This window comes from Desulfovibrio sp. JC022, assembly GCF_010470665.1.
In the GTDB taxonomy this organism is placed as follows: domain Bacteria; phylum Desulfobacterota; class Desulfovibrionia; order Desulfovibrionales; family Desulfovibrionaceae; genus Maridesulfovibrio.
This window is the reverse complement of the sequence record NZ_VOPZ01000005.1, coordinates 150946-171232: the sequence shown is the minus strand read 5'-3', so window position 1 is coordinate 171232 and position 20287 is coordinate 150946. Positions and strand designations below refer to the sequence as shown.

Annotated in this window: 18 protein-coding genes and 2 tRNA genes; 4 read left to right on the top strand and 16 right to left on the bottom strand. The window is 48.4% G+C overall.

Annotated elements, in window-relative coordinates; all coding sequences use genetic code 11:
• Positions 1-7: 7 nt before the first annotated feature.
• The 12 genes from FMS18_RS09620 to hmcA form a co-directional block, all read right to left on the bottom strand.
• Positions 8-2275, bottom strand: coding sequence for a PAS domain S-box protein (locus FMS18_RS09620; protein WP_163293876.1), 2268 nt, complete (start codon positions 2273-2275; stop codon positions 8-10).
• A 29-nt stretch (positions 2276-2304) separates the two neighbouring features.
• Positions 2305-2736: an Rrf2 family transcriptional regulator gene (locus FMS18_RS09615; protein ID WP_163293874.1), complete on the bottom strand. Its 432-nt coding sequence runs from the start codon at positions 2734-2736 to the stop codon at positions 2305-2307.
• A gap of 102 nt (positions 2737-2838) precedes the next feature.
• A complete protein-coding gene (locus tag FMS18_RS09610; RefSeq protein ID WP_163293872.1) occupies positions 2839-4788 on the bottom strand; it encodes a response regulator in 1950 nt (649 codons plus the stop codon).
• Between the two features lie 58 nt (positions 4789-4846).
• On the bottom strand, positions 4847-5218 hold the full coding sequence (divK, locus tag FMS18_RS09605) for a DVU0259 family response regulator domain-containing protein (RefSeq protein ID WP_163293870.1): 372 nt from the start codon (positions 5216-5218) through the stop codon (positions 4847-4849).
• Positions 5219-5357: 139 nt separating this feature from the next.
• Positions 5358-5711: a DVU0259 family response regulator domain-containing protein gene (divK, locus tag FMS18_RS09600; protein WP_163293868.1), complete on the bottom strand. Its 354-nt coding sequence runs from the start codon at positions 5709-5711 to the stop codon at positions 5358-5360.
• A 100-nt stretch (positions 5712-5811) separates the two neighbouring features.
• The gene (locus tag FMS18_RS09595) at positions 5812-6705 is read right to left on the bottom strand and encodes a universal stress protein (protein ID WP_163293866.1); all 894 of its coding nucleotides are present in this window, start codon (positions 6703-6705) and stop codon (positions 5812-5814) included.
• Positions 6706-6762: 57 nt separating this feature from the next.
• Positions 6763-8151: a sulfate respiration complex iron-sulfur protein HmcF gene (hmcF, locus tag FMS18_RS09590; protein ID WP_163293864.1), complete on the bottom strand. Its 1389-nt coding sequence runs from the start codon at positions 8149-8151 to the stop codon at positions 6763-6765.
• Between the two features lie 32 nt (positions 8152-8183).
• Positions 8184-8861: a sulfate respiration complex protein HmcE gene (gene hmcE / locus FMS18_RS09585; RefSeq protein WP_136673848.1), complete on the bottom strand. Its 678-nt coding sequence runs from the start codon at positions 8859-8861 to the stop codon at positions 8184-8186.
• A gap of 22 nt (positions 8862-8883) precedes the next feature.
• On the bottom strand, positions 8884-9045 hold the full coding sequence (gene hmcD, locus FMS18_RS09580) for a sulfate respiration complex protein HmcD (RefSeq protein ID WP_136673849.1): 162 nt from the start codon (positions 9043-9045) through the stop codon (positions 8884-8886).
• A gap of 26 nt (positions 9046-9071) precedes the next feature.
• The gene (gene hmcC / locus FMS18_RS09575) at positions 9072-10244 is read right to left on the bottom strand and encodes a sulfate respiration complex protein HmcC (RefSeq protein ID WP_163293862.1); all 1173 of its coding nucleotides are present in this window, start codon (positions 10242-10244) and stop codon (positions 9072-9074) included.
• Positions 10245-11306, bottom strand: a complete 1062-nt coding sequence (hmcB, locus tag FMS18_RS09570; RefSeq protein ID WP_163293860.1) for a sulfate respiration complex iron-sulfur protein HmcB — start codon at positions 11304-11306, stop codon at positions 10245-10247.
• A 29-nt stretch (positions 11307-11335) separates the two neighbouring features.
• Positions 11336-12973 carry a sulfate respiration complex hexadecaheme cytochrome HmcA gene (gene hmcA / locus FMS18_RS09565; protein ID WP_163293858.1) on the bottom strand — a complete coding sequence of 546 codons (1638 nt, stop codon included), beginning with the start codon at positions 12971-12973 and terminating at the stop codon, positions 11336-11338.
• A 617-nt stretch (positions 12974-13590) separates the two neighbouring features.
• Here hmcA and FMS18_RS09560 point away from each other — a divergent pair.
• Positions 13591-14283 carry an aspartate/glutamate racemase family protein gene (locus FMS18_RS09560; RefSeq protein WP_163293856.1) on the top strand — a complete coding sequence of 231 codons (693 nt, stop codon included), beginning with the start codon at positions 13591-13593 and terminating at the stop codon, positions 14281-14283.
• 40 nt (positions 14284-14323) lie between these two features.
• On the opposite strand, the gene FMS18_RS09555 is transcribed toward FMS18_RS09560, so the two are convergent.
• Positions 14324-14938: a LysE family translocator gene (locus FMS18_RS09555; RefSeq protein ID WP_163293854.1), complete on the bottom strand. Its 615-nt coding sequence runs from the start codon at positions 14936-14938 to the stop codon at positions 14324-14326.
• Between the two features lie 126 nt (positions 14939-15064).
• Between FMS18_RS09555 and FMS18_RS09550 the strand changes: the two genes are divergently transcribed.
• Both FMS18_RS09550 and FMS18_RS09545 read left to right on the top strand, forming a co-directional pair.
• The gene (locus tag FMS18_RS09550) at positions 15065-16237 is read left to right on the top strand and encodes an MFS transporter (RefSeq protein WP_163293852.1); all 1173 of its coding nucleotides are present in this window, start codon (positions 15065-15067) and stop codon (positions 16235-16237) included.
• A 70-nt stretch (positions 16238-16307) separates the two neighbouring features.
• Entirely contained in the window at positions 16308-16754 is a 447-nt protein-coding gene (locus FMS18_RS09545) for a nucleoside deaminase (protein WP_163293850.1), read from the top strand.
• 68 nt (positions 16755-16822) lie between these two features.
• On the opposite strand, the gene FMS18_RS09540 is transcribed toward FMS18_RS09545, so the two are convergent.
• Positions 16823-16898: transfer RNA gene (locus tag FMS18_RS09540), tRNA-Thr, on the bottom strand.
• 162 nt (positions 16899-17060) lie between these two features.
• Positions 17061-17137: transfer RNA gene (locus FMS18_RS09535), tRNA-Pro, on the bottom strand.
• Positions 17138-17361: 224 nt separating this feature from the next.
• On the opposite strand from FMS18_RS09535, the gene FMS18_RS09530 reads away from it, so the two are divergent.
• On the top strand, positions 17362-19080 hold the full coding sequence (locus FMS18_RS09530; protein WP_163293848.1) for a pentapeptide repeat-containing protein: 1719 nt from the start codon (positions 17362-17364) through the stop codon (positions 19078-19080).
• Here FMS18_RS09530 and FMS18_RS09525 read toward each other — a convergent pair.
• Positions 19077-20282, bottom strand: a complete 1206-nt coding sequence (locus tag FMS18_RS09525; protein ID WP_163293846.1) for a hypothetical protein — start codon at positions 20280-20282, stop codon at positions 19077-19079. The genes FMS18_RS09530 and FMS18_RS09525 overlap by 4 nt on opposite strands.
• Positions 20283-20287: the final 5 nt, after the last annotated feature.

The following is a 20287-nucleotide window of genomic DNA, read 5'->3' as shown; positions in this document are numbered from 1 at the left end:
TAGCGCATCAACTCTCAATGTCTCCGAGCGGAAAAGTGATGGTGAAGCAGGCACCTAGATCCTGCTTGGTCGATGCGCTGATGGTGCCGTTGTAGTCCTTGATTATACCATAAGATATCGAAAGGCCAAGCCCTGTTCCCTTGCCCACATCCTTGGTGGTGAAGAAGGGTTCAAAAAGGCGGGCTTGAATGGGGTCGGGTATGCCCGGGCCGGTATCGCAAATTTCAACGCTGATATGCTCATCCGTGAAATGAGTGGAAATGTATATTTTTTTGTTGTCGGCAAGAGGCACGGCATCCTTCCAGCGTTCTTCTATGGCATCGCGGGCATTGATGAGCAGGTTGATAACTACCTGTTCAAGACGGTTGGAATCAGCCATGATTATCGGAAGGTGACTGTTCAGGTTCCATTCCACATGGATGTTGCGCAGGGTCAACTGCCTGCTGAAGAAATCAAAGCCGCGACGCAGGACATCGTTCATCTGCACGGGCATAGTCTTCATGTCTGACTTACGCCCGAATTCGCGCATGTGCTCAATGATCTTGCTGGCCCGGTTAACGTGGGTGTCCACACCTTCAGCCATTTCGCGCAGGATTTTGGGCTCAATCTGCTGGTCCCGCGAAACCTTACGCATAAGCAGGTTGCTGATGGTCTTGAGGATGGCGAGGGGCTGGTTCAGTTCGTGGGCAACACCGGAGGCCATTTCACCAAGAGTGCTCATCTTACTGGCCTGAATCAGTTGCTGTTCTGCTTCAAGCTTCTGGGTAACATCACTGCAAGTAACAATCAGGGTCCGGTTGCCGTCAAATTCCGCCGGGGAAATCCTGAGTAAGGCGTAGATAGTCTTGCCTGATCTGGTTAGCTGTGAGCAAGGGCCGATTTCCTGCTTAGCTTTAAGCAGATGATCGTAGTCGGTATGCTCCTCATCACGAAACAGGCGCAGGAACGAACTGCCCTGAATCATATCACGGGAATAGCCGTATATTTCTTCCACCGGATCGTTGCAGTTGAGGATGGTCAGATCATCGGCATTAAGCACAAATACAGCTTCGGGGATAGAGTCGAAAATTGCGTGGTAGCGCTGTTCCGAAGCGGCAAGGCTTTCCTCAAGTTCTTTACGCCGGGTAATGTCGAGCATCATTTCCATGGCAGCTACAATCTTGCCCTCCCGGTCCTTGATGGGGGAGGTGTAGACTATCCAGTGGATGGGGTTTCCGTCTTTTGAGAGGCCGGATTCCTCACTCATGTGCGGAGTCAGGTCGAAAAAAGTCCTTTCTACGGGGCACTCTTCGCATTTGCTGTCCCGGTCTTTGTTGATCTGGTAACACTGCCGGCCGCGCGGCTTGCCGAAATGTTTTTCGTAAGCCTTGTTGTGGCGGATAACCTTGAAATTGAGATCCACCACGCTTACGAGACAGGGGACATTGTCGAAAAGGTCTCGGTATTCTTCTTTTTGTTCCAGCAGGGCGCGGTGTTTTTCCTGCACCTGCCTGCCCATCATGTTGAAGGCGTCAGCGAGGGTTCCTATTTCATCGGTCTGGGCCAGTTGGATTTCTATGAAATCTTGTGCCGAACCAAGCTCACGCGTGGCTTTGATCAACTTCCTGATTGGTTTGAAAATGAAATTGTAAGCAAATACGAACAATGCCCCGAAGGTGGCGATAAAGACCACCATGGCGATGCCGAAGTTGGCTTTTTCAAAGGTAGCCAGCATGGAGTTTTTCTTTTCCGTGGAAATCTCAAGGTCCAGCAGGCCGAGAAGTTTTTCGTCAACGGAATGAACATGACAGGGACCGGGGGCGCATCCTTTAGAGTTGGGGATAGGCGTCATAATCCCCATGAATTCTTTCCCGTTCATAGTCTTAAAACGGCTGCGCTGTTCAAGGCTCATGGTAGCAGGGGGAGTATCGTGCCGGTGGCAGTTCCAGCAGGGCGGGCTTTCAATGTCTATGACATTATTGATTTCATCCGGGTCATTGGAATATATGATCCGTCCTTTTTTGTTGATAACCCGGATGGATTTGATTTCTCCCTGCCTGCTGATGTTGTTGATGTCATTTTGAATGAACTCTTTGGAGTCGAGCATCATGGCGTGATGCAGGCTCAGCAGTACCGTGTCGGAAAGCATGGCAATATCGGATTGGATATTGCCGGTGACATTTTTCTTAAAGAAAACCACATTGAAGCTTGTCCAGAGGATCACGCTTAAAAGCAGGGTGATTCCTCCGGAAAGGATCATTTTCATGATCAGGGTGTGGCGGTATTTATTGAACACTCAACATCCTGCCGTGTAATGGTTTTGGGCTATTCCGGCCTATCCATGGGACATAGGCGGGCGTCTTTGATCAGGTCGGCAAGAGTGTAAGAATCGAGCATTTTGTACATGGCCTGATTGGCATCATCCCAGATGGAGCGACGCAGACAGACCGCAGCACGGGGGCAGGTGGTCACATCGCCTTCGCAATCAAGGATTTTGTCTTCGCCTTCCAGAGCTTCGGTTAGTTTGCCCAGAGAAATTTCTTCGGGGGTCATGGTCAGCACGTTGCCGCCATTGGGACCGCGTTTCCCTTTAATGTACCCTGCTTCTTTGAGTATTTTGAGTATTTTTTCCAGATATTTTAGGGAAATATCTTCCCTGCGGGCTGAGTCTTTACTAGGGACCGGGCCGTGTTCTGAATGCAGGGCTATGTCGAGCAGCAGTCGTGCTCCGTATCTTGAACGGGTGGTAAGTTTCATGAATTTTAATCGTATTTAGTTAAAATTATTAGAATATCCTATAGGTTATTCCGTTCTTATAACAGGATGCAGACAAGATTGAAAGCCGGGGTCTGCTGCGTGCTATGCACAGGGGCAGGCCGGAGGTTGTTTCTTGCGCTCGGCTTTGCGTGGCAAATGGATAGTGAAGGTTGTGCCTTGTTTTGGTTCGGATTCAACTGTAATGCTGCCGCCGTGCTGTTCTATGGTCTGGTTGGAAATGAAGAGACCTATTCCTGTTCCCCGTTTTCCTTTTGAGGAGAAAAAGAGGGTAAATATTTTTTCCTTTGTCTCCCGGTCCATTCCGGCACCGTTGTCGCTGATGGTCAATTCTATTTTGTCACCGAGATCGCGCCCGTTGATGCTGATCCGGTAGTCTTTGCCCGGAAGTTTCGGTTCGCAGGCATCCACTCCGTTTTCAAGAAAATTGACTATGGCAGCAGACATGGAGCTGGGGTCGATTTCTATATCTCCCATTTCTTCAGGAATGTCGATTTCATACTCCACATCGGCTGCGACAGCTTTGGGAACTATCAGCGCGGCTGTGTCCTGTAAAAAATGTCCTGCCGGTACGGATTCTACTTCTATTTCACGGGATTTGGCATAGTAAAGGATGTCCAGCACCATTTTTTTGACCCGGCCCACAACATTCTTCAGCACTGCTGCGGCCTCGGTTACCCGTTCCTGATCATTTTTACGCAGGCCGGACTCAAGGCGGTAGATACCCCCGTCAAGAGCGGTTAGCATTCCTTTAACCCCATGAGACATGGAGCCGAGCATGAATCCCAGCGAGGTCAGGTGGTCCTGTAAGCGGCGGATTTCTGTAATGTCAGTGGACATCTCCATTACTTGTTTGATCTCGCCGTAGGCATTGCGGATGGGGGCGGACCAGACCAGCATGTTTTTCTGCTCACCGTTTCTGGTGGTGACCACAGTTTCGGTCTGGTGGGTTTCCCCGTCTTTGAAAGTGCGTTGTACGGGGCATTCATCGCAAGGATTATCGCGATGTTTGTATGAAGAGTAGCAGGTGGCACCTAAAGGTTCGGCAAAATCTTCCTTGAAACGGCGGTTGACCTCGGCAATGGTGTAGTCCGGGTTCTGGACGGAAATATAACAGGGAGCTTCGTCGAAGAGACGTTGAAATTTATACTGGGTTTCAAGCAGTTCATCATTGAGGCGTTTGAGTTCGGTCATATCCACGGAGATGTCGAGGACCAGTTCAATGTCGCCGTCTTTGTTGGGAATGGGGGCGGTGTAAACAGTCACCGGTATTTCTTCGCCCTCTTTGCCGATGAACGTTTCCTTGCTGCGCTGCCCTTTGCCGGTTTTGAAAGTAAGCTGAACCGGGCAGGCATTGCCTGCGGATTCACGGTCAGAGTAAATATCAAAACTGTTCATGCCGACCACTTCACCTAGGCGGTCTTTAAGCAGTTCGTTGGCAGCGACAATTTCCAGATAGCGATTGTGGATGGAAACAAGGCAGGGCAGTTCGTTGAAGAGTCCGCTTCCGGTCTCAACCTCGTGGGCCGCGCTGGAAAGTGCTTCACTCAATCCTTCCACAACCTGACAGGCAGCGTTCTGGCGTTCGAGTGCAATGATTCGCTGGGTCTTCTCTTCCACCAGACGCTCAAGGTTCTCGGTGTACTCGCGGACCTGATCTTTGAGCTGGATTTTTTCCATGACCCTGCTCAGGGAAATTTCAAGCACTTCATCATCAATGGGCTTGGTGATGAAATCAGCAGCATCGGATTTGAGGGATTCAATGGCGAGATCAAGGTCGCCGTGTCCGGTGAGCATGATCACTTCAATGTGCGGATAATCGGATTTTACGGCTTTGAGCAGTTCTATTCCGTCCATGCGCGGCATTTTGATATCAGTAAGGATAACAGCCGGAGCAGTTTTTTCGATAAGTTTTAATGCGGTCTCACCGTTTTCGGCGGTCTCCACTTCATAACCCAGATCCATGAGGGTAAGTCCCAGAAAACGGCGGATACCTTCCTCATCATCAACCAGCAGCAACTTATTTTTACTCATCGCACACCTCAGGAAGCGCAGGGCAGCTCTGACCGGATCAGAGTCATGTCGCGGGGACCTAGTCGTCTCCGTCGGTTTCACCAAGTGCTTTTCGCACAATTTCAATGACTTCAGTAGGGTCAAAAGGCTTTTTGATCGTGGCGACCGCACGCTTGATAGCCATATGAATACCGGGAAGTCCGCTGATAACAATTACCGGAATTTCAGAAAACTGCTCTTCCAGAGTCAACCTGCGGTAAAATCGCGGCCCCCATTCATTGGGCATTTCCAGATCAAGCGTGATCAGGTCGGGATTTTCCGCTATGGCAACATCATAGGCAGAAAGTCCGTCTGAAGCGCGGCAGGTAAGGTATCCGTGATCCTCGAATACGTTTACGAGGTAGTCCACAATGTACGGGTCATCATCCACTACCATTATTTTTTTGGGCATGCTTGTCACCTATGTAGCTATTTTAGGGAGTTATGAAGTTCCCATGGAGAAAAGCCTACACCGTACTTCCGCACTCTTTCAAGTTAAAAAATCGGCCGGCCAGCGATTACCCGCTGACCGGCCCCGATATGGATTCCCTTTAGCCGATTGTGTCTTTCACAATCCTGAGCAGCTCTTCGGCATCGAAGGGCTTTGTCAGTGTGGCTATTGCCTTGGGAATTGCGTACTTGTTAGCCTGAAGGCCGCTGATAACAATTACCGGAGTTCTCTTGAGCTCTTCACTCTGAGAAAGCTTGCGGTAAAATCTTGGCCCCCACTCGCCCGGCATTTCAAGATCAAGGGTAATCAGATCAGGCTTTTCGTTTTCAGCAACTTCCATTGCAACTGCTCCATCTTCAGCCATAACAGTTTCATAACCGTTATCGCCGAAAAGATCGCCCAAATATGAGCGGATATCCTGATCGTCATCTATAATTAAAATCTTCTTGGACATAATAACTCCTCCTGTTGAATCTTTCCCCTTCGTTATTCCGGCAGCCTGAAGGTGTCCGGCTGCCGGAATGCCGATCAATTCGATTCAGTTATGCTTACGCCTAAACTTTATCGGGCTTGCTGACGCTGACCACCGGGCAGTTTGCCCTTAAGATGACCTGTTCGACAGTAGAACCGATACGTGCTCTTTCCGGATCAAGTTCGTTGGTGTGATGGGCGAGGCATACAAGGTCCACGCTTTTTTCACGGGCGAGCTTGACGATCTCGACGTAGGGAGTTCCTTCCCATACTTCGATATCATAGTTCTTGAAATCGCCCATGAGCGGGACGTAGGCTTCTCTGATCCGCTTGCGGGCAATGATCAGGTTTTCCTCGATTTCATTCTGGTCCAGAACCTTGCCGCTGATATCCAGGGCATGGAAGATAGTCAGGTCGCAGTCGAGTTCGCGGGCTGTGGACAGAGCGAATTTAAATGCGCTCTCAGCCTGCTTGGAGAAGTCGGTACCAAAAAGGATGTTGGAGAACCCGCCCCAGTAGGATGCGGATTCACGGTGTACTGAAAGGACCGGGCAGCGTGCGGCTTTAGCCACTTTCTGCAAGGTGGAGCCGGGGTAACCCTTGTGGAAGGATGCATTCTCGCCGGAGCTTGCAGCCATAACCACGAGGTCGCTGTCGGCCTTGCGGGCTTCGCGAAGGATTTCGCGGGCGGGTACACCGGTTGTCAGTACGATCTTGGCGTTGTCAGCTCCTTCGAACTGTTTGGCAAAGGTGGTCTTGAGTTCTTCTTCGACCCAGGCGAGATATTCTTCGTCAATCTCAACCTCTTCGCCGGTACGCACGTCGTTGACAACGTGGGAGAATGCCTTGGTAGGCACTCCCACAACATGGAAGATGGTTACTTCGGAACCGTAGCGTTTCGCCATGTCGAAGGCTACGCGGGCGGCACCGAAGCTCGCGGGGGAGCCGGTGGTCGCCAAAAGGATTTTCTTAAACATGTGACACCTCGTTCGTTGCGGACAATATCAGATCACCAGTCAAGGAGACGGGCGTTACTACCATTCGACACGCATGCCTTCAGGAATATCGAGCATACCGATAATCAGAGGCTTGAGGAAAGACCAGCGGATGCCGATTTCGTATTCCTCTTCAAGGTCACGGATGGCGTCCCAGCAGTTATGGCAGGGCGCGATGACCAGTTTACAACCGGTATCGAGGATCTGGTCCATCTTCTTGCGCAGGGCCACGTTACGCTGCTCACGGTACATGCCGATTCCGTTGAATCCGCCACCGCCGCCGCAGCAGTAGTTGTGTTCCTTGTTGGGTGCCATTTCAACGAAGTAGCCCGGCTCAACAATATAGCTGATGATTTCGCGGGTTACATCCTTGAGACCCTGGTTACGCACGTAGTTGCAAGAGTCCTGAAGAGTTACAGGCTCTTTGATGCGTTTTGCGGGGTCAATTTTGAGCTTGCCTTCGCGCAGTGCTTCAGCCAGCCATTCAACGTAGTGAATGTAAGGCTTGGGCGGCAGTCCGTCTTCACGTCCGGCCCAGTAGGGGCCTTCGATGACGGTGGCGCGGTGGGCGTGACCACACTCGGTTCCGGTTACCCGGGCCGGGTTGAGTCGCTCAATGGCGTCGTATACGTGGTTAACATTGTCCTTGCAGCATTCCCAGTCACCGGCGAACATGGACAGAGAGGTCTGTTCCCAGCCTTCGGAAGGCACGGTCCAGTTTGTTCCTGCCACATGAAAGAGTACCGCTGCTTCAGCGAGATCTTCCGGGTAGTGCTTGGGTTCACGGGCGTTACAAGTGTACATGATTTCAGCATCTTGCTTATCAACCGGGATGGTCAGACCTGGCCATTCTTCCTCGGTCTCTTCAGCCATCCATTCACATGTTTCAACCCAGTCCTCGGTGGTTACGTCCATCTGAGCGCGGTATACGCGGTGCATACCGGAACCGATCTTCAGTTCCCAGGGTACAAAGCCCTGAGAGTAAAGGAGTCCGCGCAGGTAGGAGAACATTACACCCATGTCGATGCCGTGCGGGCAGTACATGCCGCAGCGGTTACAGCAGGTGCACTGGGACCAAGCGACTTTCATGCAATGACGCATGAACTCGTTGTCCACCTGTCCTTTCTTCTTGACGATATGTCCGAGGGTGGACTGGATCTTATATGAAGGAACCTGCTCGGGCACACAGTCGTTAACCTGATAGAGGAAACAGCTGTCCGCACACATGCCGCAATGGGCACAGATTTCGAGCCAGGTTTTGAGTCTGGCCTTCATGGTTTTCTGGATAGTGGCCCACAAAGCATTGGTATCCACATCCAGCTCTAGCATTTCAGCGTAATATTTCTTGCCGCTCTTATCTGAGAGAGTCAGCTTGAGCTGCTCATCAGTTACAATCGGCTGTCTGTTACAAAGTTCACCTTGAGGCATTTTCTTTCTCCTGTTGGCTGTGTTGTTTCCTGTTACCAGGAGAAGGTGGAGCCTTTCAGGCCGCCGCGTTTGATGCCGTAATCCATTCCGAGCTGAGCACGGGAACAGAAGAAGAGCACGCAGTGGCTGAGTTTGGTGAAAGGCAGGCACAGCAACCAGATTTCTCCAGTTATGATGTGGGCCAGCAGCCAGAACTGGTAGTCACCCATCTGGTAACGGGCGATGAGGCCGGTTACAAAGGGAGCTACGGTGATCACCAGCAGCAGATAGTCATATGCTGTGGTGAGGATTCTTACTTCCGGGAGTGCAATGCGGCGCAGGATGATTGCAACACAGGCCACAATTACAGTCCATGAGAGCAGATCCGCGAAGAACGCGGGCATCTGCGGCAGGCTGAAACCCAGATTTTCCTGCAACATAATGTTGTGTGCTGCAAGGAAGATGGGGGTTGCGAGCAGTCCGATGTGGAATGCAAAGAATATAAAGGTATAGCCGGGCTTTTTTCTCCATGCGCGTGCGCCCACAGGGTTGAGCCAGCTGATTATTGAATTGAACGCACCTTTAAGTCCGTAGGACAGATGGGCTTTATATGCCACGCGGTCGAGCTGTTGGCTCAGGCCCTTGAAGTAGAGCACTACGCGTACCAGCAGGCCGCCGAAGCTGATTGCAAAAACCAGCCAGAGCAAAGGCCCGGTCAGAAGTTCGTACATTTTGTTTCTCCTCGTCTAGCGCTTAATGGTGGTCGCCGTAGTTCTTTTTGTTTTCATCACGGTAGGCTTTTCCACCCATGAGGAACTGCCAGAACAGGGTCACTCCAACCAGTGCTCCACCCATCAAGAGGTACATGATACCTTTGGTGAATGTGTAATATTCCTGAAGGTTATGTGCTTCCATTTTACTTTCTCCTATGCGGGGCAGACCTAGTGGTCGCCCTTGTAGTCGGGATGCTCGAAAAAGATGGGCATCCGGGTAGTGATGAAACGGAAGATCACAACACCGAGGGTGACGATGAATACGGAGATTCCGATTTCAATCATGCTGGGGAAGTACCTTTCAGACGCGGGCAGGTGGTAGTTGAACGCCACCATGGAAACGTTGAACCTGTTGAAGACAATACCGAGCACGGTGATGATCGATGCTTTCTTGATCAGGCCGAGGTTTCTGTCACGAACACCCACACCATAGAGGAAGCAGGGCAGGGCCACGAAACCGAGGATCTCGGTCAGGAACAGCAGGCCGTATCCTGAAGTCAGGTAGTGCCAGTTGTTATCGTAAGCCACACCCATCACTTTGATGAAGAAGTAGCCGAAGAGAACAAGAGCTGCAGCCTTACCGAATCCGAAGACCACGCCGTCGTGGTGCTTGAGGTATTCTTCGTCCATCATGCGGTGCAGCTTCTTGTGGGACATGGAGCCCTCGAAGATGACCATGGACATACCTGCGGCAATACTTGAAACAAAGAAGTAGAGCGGCATGTAGGGTGAATACCAGAGCGGATGCAGTTTCGACGGTGCGATGGTGTACAACGCGCCCAGAGAGGACTGGTGCAGGGTGGAGAGCACTACGCCGAAGATGGTCAGCACGAGGGTCAGTTTCATGACCACTTTGCGGATTTTCTTCCAGCCCAGCCATTCGAACATGGCCGGAGTGAACTCAACGAAGAGCACTGTCAGGTAGAGCATAACGCACAGACCAACTTCGAAGAGCAGGGAGGTTGTTCCCTGAGAAACGAAGATGGGGTACGGGAGCCTCCAGGGGCGGCCGAGGTCGTACTGCAATGCGAATACAACCAGCGCGTAGCCGAGGAAGGCGGTCAGGATTGCCGGACGTACAGCGGAGTGAAAACGCTTGAGCCCGAAGATATAGCAGGCTGCGGAGGTTGTGTATCCGCCGGCTGCAAGAGCAACACCGCAGAGCAGGTCGAATCCGATCCAGATTCCCCACGGGTTGTTGTCATCAAGGTTGGTCACGGGACCGATCCCCTGAGTAAATCTGAGTACGGTGAGTACCAGACCTACGAGGAGGATGGCACCTGCCACCAGATTGAAGGTATTGAAGGCCGATTTAGGGCCGTTGTTCGCGGGAGTGGACATTTATGATTCCTCCTTCTCGCTGTTTTCAGCCTCTTCTTCCTCTGCAGGCTTCAGGGCTTCTTCCACGGCTTTTTTGACCTCAACTTCGATCTGGCGCTTGTTGGCAACATCGGCCTTTTCAAGAGCTTCGGAGAGGGTCTTTTCTGCTTCTGCGCTTGCCTTGGCAATTGCATTTTCAACAGCTTCTTTGCGTTCTTCATCCGCAACCTTGCTGTTGCGTTTGCTTACTGCGTAGATGCCGCCGAGAAGTACAGGCCAGAGACCCGCAACCATGGGAACCGCCGCCAGCGCGCCGGCAGTGAGTTCAGGAGCGGATTTGGTGCCGAGGTCTTCGCGCATGCCGATTTCATTGAAGGGCACACCGGAGAGGTACAACCAGCTGGTTCCGCCCATTTCGTCTTCACCGTAAAGATGGTCAACGTAACGGTCAGGATTGCGGCGGATGCGCTCACGGGCGATTTTGATCAGCTCATCCCTTGTGCCGAAGACGAGTGCTTCTTTGGGGCACTCGGCAACACAGCCGGGGAGCTGGCCCTTGGCCTGACGGGGGGCGCACATGTCGCACTTCATAACCCGCGGGGTCAGGGGTTCATCATATTCGTAAGTCGGAATTTCAAAGGGGCAGGCTACCATGCAGTAGCGGCAGCCCACACAGACCGACTCATCATAAACAACTGCGCCATTGGGCAGTTTTTTGAATGCTTTTACGAAGCATGCGGACGCACAGGCCGGCTCAAGACAGTGGTTGCACTGGGACTTGCGGAATACGGGATGTTCCGGAGTACCGTACTTGTTGACCACGGTGTGGGTCTTGGCATCAGTTCTGCGTTTAGTGTCCAGCACGGCGAGGTCATCAAAGCTCTTCTCCGGTGCGGGAAGTTTGTTGACCTTGTTGCAGGCGGCTTCACATTTGCGGCAGCCGATGCAGCGGGTAGCGTCAAAGAGTACACCCTTGCTTCCGGGATAACCTTTGAACTCCTTGCCTGCGGCCTCAGCTCCTGCGGGGAGGGAAGCTCCCACGCAGGTTGCGCCCAGCATTCCGAGGAATGTTCTGCGTAACATTTATCTGTTCTCCTTCAGGCTATCCGTTACTATTTCTTCGCGTGACATGCGGTGCAGTCAGTGGAAGCAGGCTTCTTGATGTTCATGGCGTCATGACAGGTCATGCACTGAACGTGGTAAGCAGCCTTGAGGGCCGGACGTTCGTCCTGAATTTTACCGCCGTGACAGCTTGCGCAGCTCGGAGGAGTCGCGCTTGCGGGGCTGTTGTGGTGGCAGCTTCCGCACACGCTAAGGGGTGTGCTGTGGAAAGCGTTAGCCATTGCGTCGCCTTTCATGCCGTCAACCATGCTCATGATGATTTTGCGGTGGGGCAGTTTGCTGGCTTTGTATTCATTTTCAAGGACGTTGATGGTCACGAATTCAGGAATATCCTTTTCCGTAATCAGAGTCGGAGACTCGGGACGCTTCATGATCAGCTTTGATGCAATGGCAGCCTTGGCGGAGGTTTCCATCTTGACAGGTTCGCTGGAGGTGGAAGCGGGTCCGTTATGGCAGACCGCACAGGTCTCCTCGGACTTGATTACATTCTTGGGCATGAGTTCGTGACAGCCTGCACATTTAGGATCTTTCTGCTTTACAGCATGACAACCCATACAGGATCTGGTGCTGTCAGCCTTGTGCATAGCCTTGTCGAGAGTGACAAAACCGCCGTCTTCGGAACCGCGAACAGTGTGACAAGAGGAGCATGACTTGTTCATGGTTTCGTGGTGGCAGGAGCTGCAAGATTCAGTGTAACCTTCGTGGGCCTTATGGTTGAAAGCTACAGCAGCCATGGTTGCTTTTACAGCAACGTTATCCTGCACCGGGGCGGTGAGCAGTACAGCGTCGGGTTGACTTCTGGGGAGGCGGGGCAGTTTTCCACCCATTTTTTTCAAAACAGCAGCGTCGTCAGTCTTGATTTTAGCAGCCTGCGTTTCGCCGTGGCAGCCGGCACAGTCGACAGGGCCGGTTTTTTCCGCTTTTGCAGTCTTCATTTCAAGGTGACAGCTCACACACTGGCCGTGGTAGGCTTCAGTGGTAGCCAGTTTTACCGCGCCTGTAGGCTTGACAGTGTGGCATACGCTACAGTTTTCTTCCTGTCCTTTCACGTATTCAAGCTTCTTGTCGAGATTGTTGTATACGTGGTGACAGCTTCCACAGTTGGTGTCCTGGCCTGCATCCTTGGCGATGAGCTTGGAATCCCAGTGGCGGTAGTGGAGAATATTTTCCATACCTGCGGGAGCACGCTCAGCCTTGATTTCAGGTTCGGCAACGTGACAGCTGCGGCATTCACCAACTTGAGGTCCGGTTTTCTTTCCGGCCTTGGCGTCGGCAGCATGACAGCTGATACAACCGTTGTGGTAAATTTCTTTGAGCTGTTTAGGAGTACCGTTTTCAAGTCTTTTGAACTTGTAAGATACGGTTCCCTCGTTTTTTTGGTGGCAGGCAGTACAGTCTTTGCCCTGCTCGGCCGCTGCCTTGGTGTGTGTATCATGGAGAAACACAACAGCAGGCAGTTCCAGTTCTTCCTGAGCGGCAATAGTGTCGATCATAATCAGATCAGGACGCTTGTTGCCGTTTTCCTGCGGGGTTCCGACCATGCTCATCGCTTCCATATGGAAGCCGAGCACCCCGGCCAGGACGATCAGGATACCGGACAATCGCAATAGTTTCTTTCCGTTTGCCATTTTATGGATCCCCTCTCAATGCAATTGGTCATGAAGCCTCATACTCCAGACCTTTGTTGCTCCGGTCGGTTTTTTTATCGTTATTCCCGGCTGTTACTTCCCCCATGGAAAGCCGTCTAATGGAAATACGTTTCGAACCGTTCCGGTGCGCCTCATTCCCCATCGACTGAGTTGGTATTAATACCTCCTAGGTCGATAGGTTTTTATACCTGCTCGATAGGTATGTTATTAATCAAGGGTACGTCAAGAGGTGTTTTGTAAAAAGTGTGGTTAAAAATATAAGTCTTTTTCATAGTGTTTTAGTCTAGATTTTGGCTTGTTCTATGGTGACTTTTTATTTTTCTAATGGCCTGATATTACGACTTTAAATAGCTGAGATGTTTTTTAGAGTGCTTTGTGATCTAATGAATGAATAGAGTGGTATTATTTTCGATAGTGCATGTTTGGTTTTGGGGTATGCTGAAAGGATCATTGCCATTTCAGCAATGTCTAAAATGTTTGTACTCGTATGTTTTTAAACTGTGCCGACAGTATATCTGTGATGTGTATGTTTTGCAGTACAGATTGTTGTGCTAGGACTCTGTTCAATATTTAGATTTATCAAGAGAGGTGTTTAAATGAAAACTCTGGGAATACTCGGGGGTATGAGCTGGGAATCGACTCTTTCTTATTACAAGCTACTTAATAAAGGAGTACGCGATAAAATAGGCGGGCTACACTCATGTCGTATGGTCATGCACAGCGTGGATTTTGCTCCTTTTGCAGAGCAGATGGGTAAGAATGATTGGGAGAGCATCACAGCCGGATTGGTTAAGGGCGCGAAAAGCGTTGAGGCCGGAGGAGCTGAGGCACTGATAATTGCCACCAACACAATGCATAAAGCTGCGGATGAAGTTCAGGCGGCGGTTAATATCCCGCTGTTACACATGGCTGATGCCATTGCTGCCGGAGCAAAAAAAACAGGGGCTTCAAAGCTTGGTTTGTTGGGGACTGCTTTCACTATGGAGCAGGATTTTTTGTCCCGTCCGCTTAAGGAAAAATACGGGCTGGATGTGATAGTGCCTGACTGTGATGGTAGGTCCATGGTCCATCGCACAATTTTTGATGAGCTTTGCTGTGGGAAACTTACCGATAAGACTCGCGATGCATATATTGAAATAATAGAAGAAATGACTGCGCTGGGGGCCGAATCAATCGTACTCGGCTGCACTGAGATCGGGCTCTTGGTCAAGCCGGAGGATGTGTCCGTACCGTTGATTGATACGGTAGAGGCGCATGTTGAATTGGCGCTTGATTATGTTTTGAAATAAATAAAACCGGGGTGTGTTCACACCCCGGTTTTATTATTGACTACTCACTTGCTACCGCAATCCCGGAACCGATCAAAACTGAACCGGCGCAACGGTTGGCAATCTTCCAGATTTTCGGGCTGCGGATGGCGGTTCTGCTGCGGTCTCCAAGCCATGCGTAAACCAGCAGTACTGCCAGTACGGTTGGGATGATTGAGCTGACTACAATGAGCACATCCGTTGAAGTCAGGGTCTGCAAATCCATGAAGCCGGGCAGGAATCCGCAGTAAAAGGCGATTACTTTAGGGTTGCCCAGCGATATGCACAGTCCGGCAAGAAAGGTTTTGCCCATTCCTTTTTCTTCAGGAAGGGCTGCGTCTTCTGCAAGAGGCGGCGGGGCCAGCCAGCACTTTATGCCAAGATAGATCAGGTAAGCCGCTCCGGCCCACTTCAGGAAAACAAATCCCGCTCCCAGCTTCTGGGCCGCGAACCCCATGCCGAAAATGACCATGATCAGGTAGGTGAAATCGCCCATGACGACGCCTACACAATAAAGGGCAGTGGATTTGAATCCGCGGGCAACAGACTGGGCAATGATGGACATTACGCCAGGTCCGGGGATCAGCGCAAAAATCAAAACAGCAAATATAAGTGCAATTGTGGATGCGATGGTCATTATTTTACTCCATTATTCTGGTTACTGATTACTCTTCATATTTTGCACGGTCCAGCAATTTATACGTTGGCAGTGCGGGCGTAGTTGTCTATCAATGGATGATCAAAACCCTAACCGGAAAAATGCATGCCTCAAAAACAGTCCCTTCCCTTTGTTGAATTTATTACCCTCTGCTGCGTAGTCTTTATGGCTGTCTGCAACCTTTCCGTTTATTACAGCTTAAATGTTTATCTTCAGGGGCTTGGTTTTACCAAGAGTCTTTCAGGGTTGTTGGTCAGTGTTTATTCTTTGTCCGGCATGTTCATGTATGTCACGGTCAGCAGTCGTATCAGCGCGGTTAATGCTTACAGATTTATGTTTGCAGGAATGTTGCTGGTGGCTGTCAGTGGCTGCGGATATCTTTTCATTTACGATTTTGTGCCCCTCATGCTTCTACGCATCGCACAGGGAGTGGGGATATTCATGGTTCTTGCCCCGTGTGTGGCAATTCTTGTGTCCATGGTCAGTCAGGAAAATGTAGGCTCGGCATTTAGTCTTTATTCTACTGCCTTGCTGCTGCCTTATGCGGTTATGCCTCATGTTTCTGAGCAGTTTGGGCCCATGGTGGACGGTCCTGAGTGGATTTATGCCGGGACTGCCGGTCTTATTCCGTTAGCTTTTCTACTGACCCTGTTTCTCAGGTTTCGTACTTCCCGAATGAAAAAGCACGGGCGGGGGAACAGAAGGGGTGTCTCTGCCCGTGAATCGTACGCCAATCTTCTGCGCTTGAAGATTCTTTCCGTGATGGCAGTTAATGGTATTTATTTTATGATTTTCAGTGGGCTGTTTTTTTTGTTTCAGGATTTTGCCCATTCACGGGGAGTTGTCCGGGCCGGGTATTTCTTTTCTTTGCAGATGGGAGTGATGATTACCATCCGTTTATTAGGCGGAGCGGTCTTTGACCGTTTTTCCAAGCGTGGGTTGATTGTGACAGCTTTCATCTTTACCGCTACAGGGTTTGTGCTGCTTAATGGCTTGCACGATGAATCCATGCTTCTGCCTATAGCCGTTGTCTTCGGCATAGGTATGGGCTTAAGTGCTCCTGCTCTCAATTCGTTGATGTTTGTGGTAAGTGAGCCTTGTTTTCGAAGCTTCAATGTAAATATGATGATGTTTACCGTACATATGGGGTCGTTTCTAGGTCCTTTTCTTGGCGGAATAGCTGTGGATTCAATCGGCTATAGCGGTTTTTTATGGATTGCGGCTTCCGGAACCTTGGGCACGGCTATGGTCTTTATGCTGTTGGGCAGAGCGAAATGATTTAGCACTGGCTGAAATTTGGAAAGATGGATACTTTGTAAGATAATAGCAAGTTAAGCAGGAGGAATATATGTCGGAAATGGATAATAAATTTATGGAAGAGGCTTACAGGCTGGCAAAGAAAAGCTTTGATGAAGGCGGTTTGCCCATCGGTTCAGTACTGGTTCGCGATGGTGAAATTATCGGCGGCGGGCACAACCAGCGGGTCCAGAAGGGTGACCCTATCGCTCATGGTGAAATGGATTGCATCCGCAATGCCGGGCGGCAGAAGACCTATAAGGATACGACAATTTATACGACCTTATCCCCATGTATGATGTGTTCGGGGACAATTGTGCAGTTCGGTATTTCCCGTGTGGTAATTGGGGAAAACAGGAATTTTGGCGGCAATGAGGAGTTTCTTAAGTCCAGAGGAGTGCAGGTTGATATTCTTGATCATCCCAAGTGCATAGAACTTATGGAAAGACTGAAAGCAGAAAAGCCCGCACTCTGGGCGGAGGATATTGGGGAAGATTAAGTCTGGGAATTTTTATAGAAACGCAAAAAGCCCTGCTTTATTTCTAAAGCAGGGCTTTTTAAATGCTGTGGAGCTCCCAAGCAGATTTGAACTGCTGACCTCGTCCTTACCAAGGACGCGCTCTACCTACTGAGCCATGGGAGCACCTTTATATGGTGGCCTTCTTTGGCGATAATGCCTTAACCGGCACGCTCAACCGCTATTGCAGGAGCTTCGTCGAAAGCCTTAGAGAACCAATTTTAAAAGATCGTAGTGTCAAAAGAAGGGGTCGTAGTTATCTACGACCCCGGGGGTATCTTTTTGACGTGGTCGGGATGAGAGGATTTGAACCTCCGACCCCTTGAACCCCATTCAAGTGCGCTCCCAGGCTGCGCTACATCCCGACGTCACGAAGAGAGGTTCTATGGAAATGTGACGGACAAGTCAACACCTTTTTTTAGAAAATTTAAAAAAAGTGAGAATCGTGGAAAATTGAGGGGTTAGTGATGTAATAAAATAGAAAGGGCGTTTTGTTATTAGGGTTGGCAATATAGGGGTTGAGATTGGTGTGGGGATAAGGTATTTGAGTCGAGCATTTTGAACAACCAACGATAACTAGGAATTATTGATGTCGAGAGAAAGTTACAGTCCTTTAGTCCCTGCTTTGACCACAAATATAAAAGAATATTCAAATGACATCGCTAAAGAAGATCCTATTCTATACAGTTGGGTGCAACGTGATGAAACTGCGAAATATGTTGGTTGTGATTTTTCAGACGAAGCTTTGAGAAGCTGCAATATCAGTAATGCCCAGTTTATCAATTGTATATTTGATGAAGCAGACTTAGCAGAGTCTGTTTTTACAGAGTGTGTTTTTACGGATTGTTCTTTTATTCGAGCTAATTTATATAAAGTTACATTCAAAGGATGCACTATTGAGTCTACTTTTCCCGGCAAAGACTCCCCTTTTGTTGGTGCTGGTATGGGACATGTTAAGTTTATCCCGTTAAAGACAAGATTAGTTCGTACTTCATTAGTGAATCTAAGTTTTAAACAGATGGGATTCAGAAATGGGATGTTTGTACGATGTGTTATAAAAGATTGTTCTTTTGAATATGCCTCTTTTGAAGACACGTTATTAGACCACTGTCAAATTGATCATCTGGACTTAACTACATGTTCATGCCGGGCTGTGAGATTTAAAAAATGCGATATTTCTTTATTCAGGACAAATTTAGACAAACTAATGTCAACAATAGGAATTTACGATCTTTTAAGCCGCAATAAGTTTGAGATAGTAAATTACAACAATAGCAATAAAGAGATAGTCTCTGATATTAACGAGGTATGCGTTCTTATTCGAGAACGTATGGATCGACTGACGACTCATGGCAAACTGTTTGAGGTATTAAACTTTGTACTTTCATTTGCCGGGCAACATGGTTTGGAAAAGATTGTACCGAATTCTCAACTTGAGCAGTTAGATTATTCTGGAAAATTGCCTGCTGACATTAGTGCTCACCGTATCTTTTCAGCACAAGATGAAGGCAATCAAGTTTATGTTAAAATTTCTCAATTAATTAAACGTTTTATGAGTGACGGTGTTGGGGTTTCTCTCGACTCTTTACTATACTCATTACGATTGATTTTGGAATATGAAATAGACAGCCCGCAGCTTTATCAAGCCATGTTCGACCTTGCTCAACACCTATTTCAAACGCAAGATAGAGAGTACATGGATAACCCAACGGTAGCCTTGGTACAGTACTATTTGATTGAAATGTCAAAAAGAATACCTACCGGATGGATACAAATCAGATTTACCCACAAAGGGATAAATTACTCAGACATCACCCCTCGCAAGGATTATTTGTCGAATGTTGATAAACTGCTCGAATGCGCTTTGCCTGATGGTAATTATCGTTTTGAAAGAGTTGAACATGGGTCATTAGACCTCGTAATTAGCACACTTGATTATCGAGATCTTTTTTGTTTTTTGCTAGCAGCTGGAATAAAAGTTAAATTCAAATGGAAGGGTAAAATTACCGATTTTTCATTCAAATTTGATCCAGCTCGGGGGATCAAAGCGGTGGCTCAGCTTGTATCTGCCAGCAATGCTCTTCTTAAAGAGACAGGCCTTAAGGGTGGCAAGAAAGATGCTGAAGAATTAGCTAAATCTGCATTGGAAAGATCCAAAGAATATGATGGAACATCTTATTTCTTGGAAAATAACATCTCAGGAGATGTTAAACGAGTATATGTCGAAGAGGTTGCCCGCAAAGAGATAACACGCATAACTGAGGGAAATGATGCACCCAAAGCCATAGCTGACGCTGAAGAGGATTAATATAAAAGGTTGTATCCTCTGTGTGCCGTAGATTCGACGAGAGTGTGACCAACCATCAAACGGTCGCACTTTTCTTGAGAATTCCAGACCCGTACGTACCCTTGCGCGTCATTGTTCTCAATTATTGTGATTATTGCCTCGGCTGCTTTGAATGGTTCTAGTGTTTTTAAGTCTATATCTTCTGGCTGCTGATAAGCACAGATATGTAACATGTGTGGCGAAAGTTTTCGTTCTTTGCTGGCAGCCATGGATAAAATCCTAGTTGAAGCTTGATATCTTGGATTTAATTCTGTGAAATATACAGAATCTCTTTTGGATAAATAATCGCATCCAAAAATACCTCTATATCCTAATGTATAAAGAGATTTTCCCACAAAATGAGTCAATTTTGTAGCCTCTAGTATGCTTTTATCGTTGAGGTGTGAATCATAGTCTTTCAAGTTATACATTGATCCTACATATTCAAACTGCCCTGTTTCTTCGTTGATACTGATAAGTTGTACAGATGGTTGAAATTTCATAATCCAGCCGTTACTCAATACAATTCCGACCTGATTTATTGGGAGAGCATCATGGATATATTTTTCTATCCTAATGACTGGAGAAGAAAGGTAGGTTGAAATTTTATTAAAAATATCTTTGTTCAATACCCTAAATACGTTAGATCCTCCATCCGAACTCGAGTTAGAGACAACAAAACCTTTAGGATTGCTCCCTGAATGGTGTGAATATTTTTTAGGATCATAGAAAGTAACTTCAGTATTAAAGTCTTTAGCCCTATTCTTAAAGTGATTTTCGAGATATTTATTGGCAGATTTGTCCGCTGTATTTGTTAGCAGATCTCTTTGCTTAAACTTATTGTGAAGGGCAGAATGCAGTAGGCAGTTAATGGTACAAACATTATACCCTAAATTGCGCAAATCATCGCACCAAGGATAGGCTTGATAAGCCATTACCCCTTTTGATTTTTCGATAACTTGAGAAAGATCAAGAGTTGAAAGAATTTTCCTAAAAAACTTAGTTGTAGAAAAAAACCTTTTACCTGTGACAGCTTCATAGACATAAGCAAAAGGGTACTTTTCATAAACTTCCGATGAAGCCCTACATGCATAAACATGGTATTTTTTGTTTGGAAGAAAAAGCCCATCAAGATCGTCCAGACTTTTTGGAAAAAAAACAATATTCTCTAGTAGTTCAAGCATAATAA

Excerpts from the sequence above, each read along its gene's own strand:
- FMS18_RS09615 (WP_163293874.1), bottom strand. The coding sequence starts at position 2,736 with ATGAAACTTACCACCCGTTCAAGATACGGAGCACGACTGCTGCTCGAC.
- FMS18_RS09610 (WP_163293872.1), bottom strand. The coding sequence starts at position 4,788 with ATGAGTAAAAATAAGTTGCTGCTGGTTGATGATGAGGAAGGTATCCGC.
- divK (WP_163293870.1), bottom strand. The coding sequence starts at position 5,218 with ATGCCCAAAAAAATAATGGTAGTGGATGATGACCCGTACATTGTGGAC.
- divK (WP_163293868.1), bottom strand. The coding sequence starts at position 5,711 with ATGTCCAAGAAGATTTTAATTATAGATGACGATCAGGATATCCGCTCA.
- FMS18_RS09595 (WP_163293866.1), bottom strand. The coding sequence starts at position 6,705 with ATGTTTAAGAAAATCCTTTTGGCGACCACCGGCTCCCCCGCGAGCTTC.
- hmcF (WP_163293864.1), bottom strand. The coding sequence starts at position 8,151 with ATGCCTCAAGGTGAACTTTGTAACAGACAGCCGATTGTAACTGATGAG.
- hmcE (WP_136673848.1), bottom strand. The coding sequence starts at position 8,861 with ATGTACGAACTTCTGACCGGGCCTTTGCTCTGGCTGGTTTTTGCAATC.
- hmcD (WP_136673849.1), bottom strand. The coding sequence starts at position 9,045 with ATGGAAGCACATAACCTTCAGGAATATTACACATTCACCAAAGGTATC.
- hmcC (WP_163293862.1), bottom strand. The coding sequence starts at position 10,244 with ATGTCCACTCCCGCGAACAACGGCCCTAAATCGGCCTTCAATACCTTC.
- hmcB (WP_163293860.1), bottom strand. The coding sequence starts at position 11,306 with ATGTTACGCAGAACATTCCTCGGAATGCTGGGCGCAACCTGCGTGGGA.
- hmcA (WP_163293858.1), bottom strand. The coding sequence starts at position 12,973 with ATGGCAAACGGAAAGAAACTATTGCGATTGTCCGGTATCCTGATCGTC.
- FMS18_RS09560 (WP_163293856.1), top strand. The coding sequence starts at position 13,591 with ATGAAAACTCTGGGAATACTCGGGGGTATGAGCTGGGAATCGACTCTT.
- FMS18_RS09555 (WP_163293854.1), bottom strand. The coding sequence starts at position 14,938 with ATGACCATCGCATCCACAATTGCACTTATATTTGCTGTTTTGATTTTT.
- FMS18_RS09550 (WP_163293852.1), top strand. The coding sequence starts at position 15,065 with ATGCCTCAAAAACAGTCCCTTCCCTTTGTTGAATTTATTACCCTCTGC.
- FMS18_RS09545 (WP_163293850.1), top strand. The coding sequence starts at position 16,308 with ATGTCGGAAATGGATAATAAATTTATGGAAGAGGCTTACAGGCTGGCA.
- FMS18_RS09530 (WP_163293848.1), top strand. The coding sequence starts at position 17,362 with ATGTCGAGAGAAAGTTACAGTCCTTTAGTCCCTGCTTTGACCACAAAT.
- FMS18_RS09525 (WP_163293846.1), bottom strand. The coding sequence starts at position 20,282 with ATGCTTGAACTACTAGAGAATATTGTTTTTTTTCCAAAAAGTCTGGAC.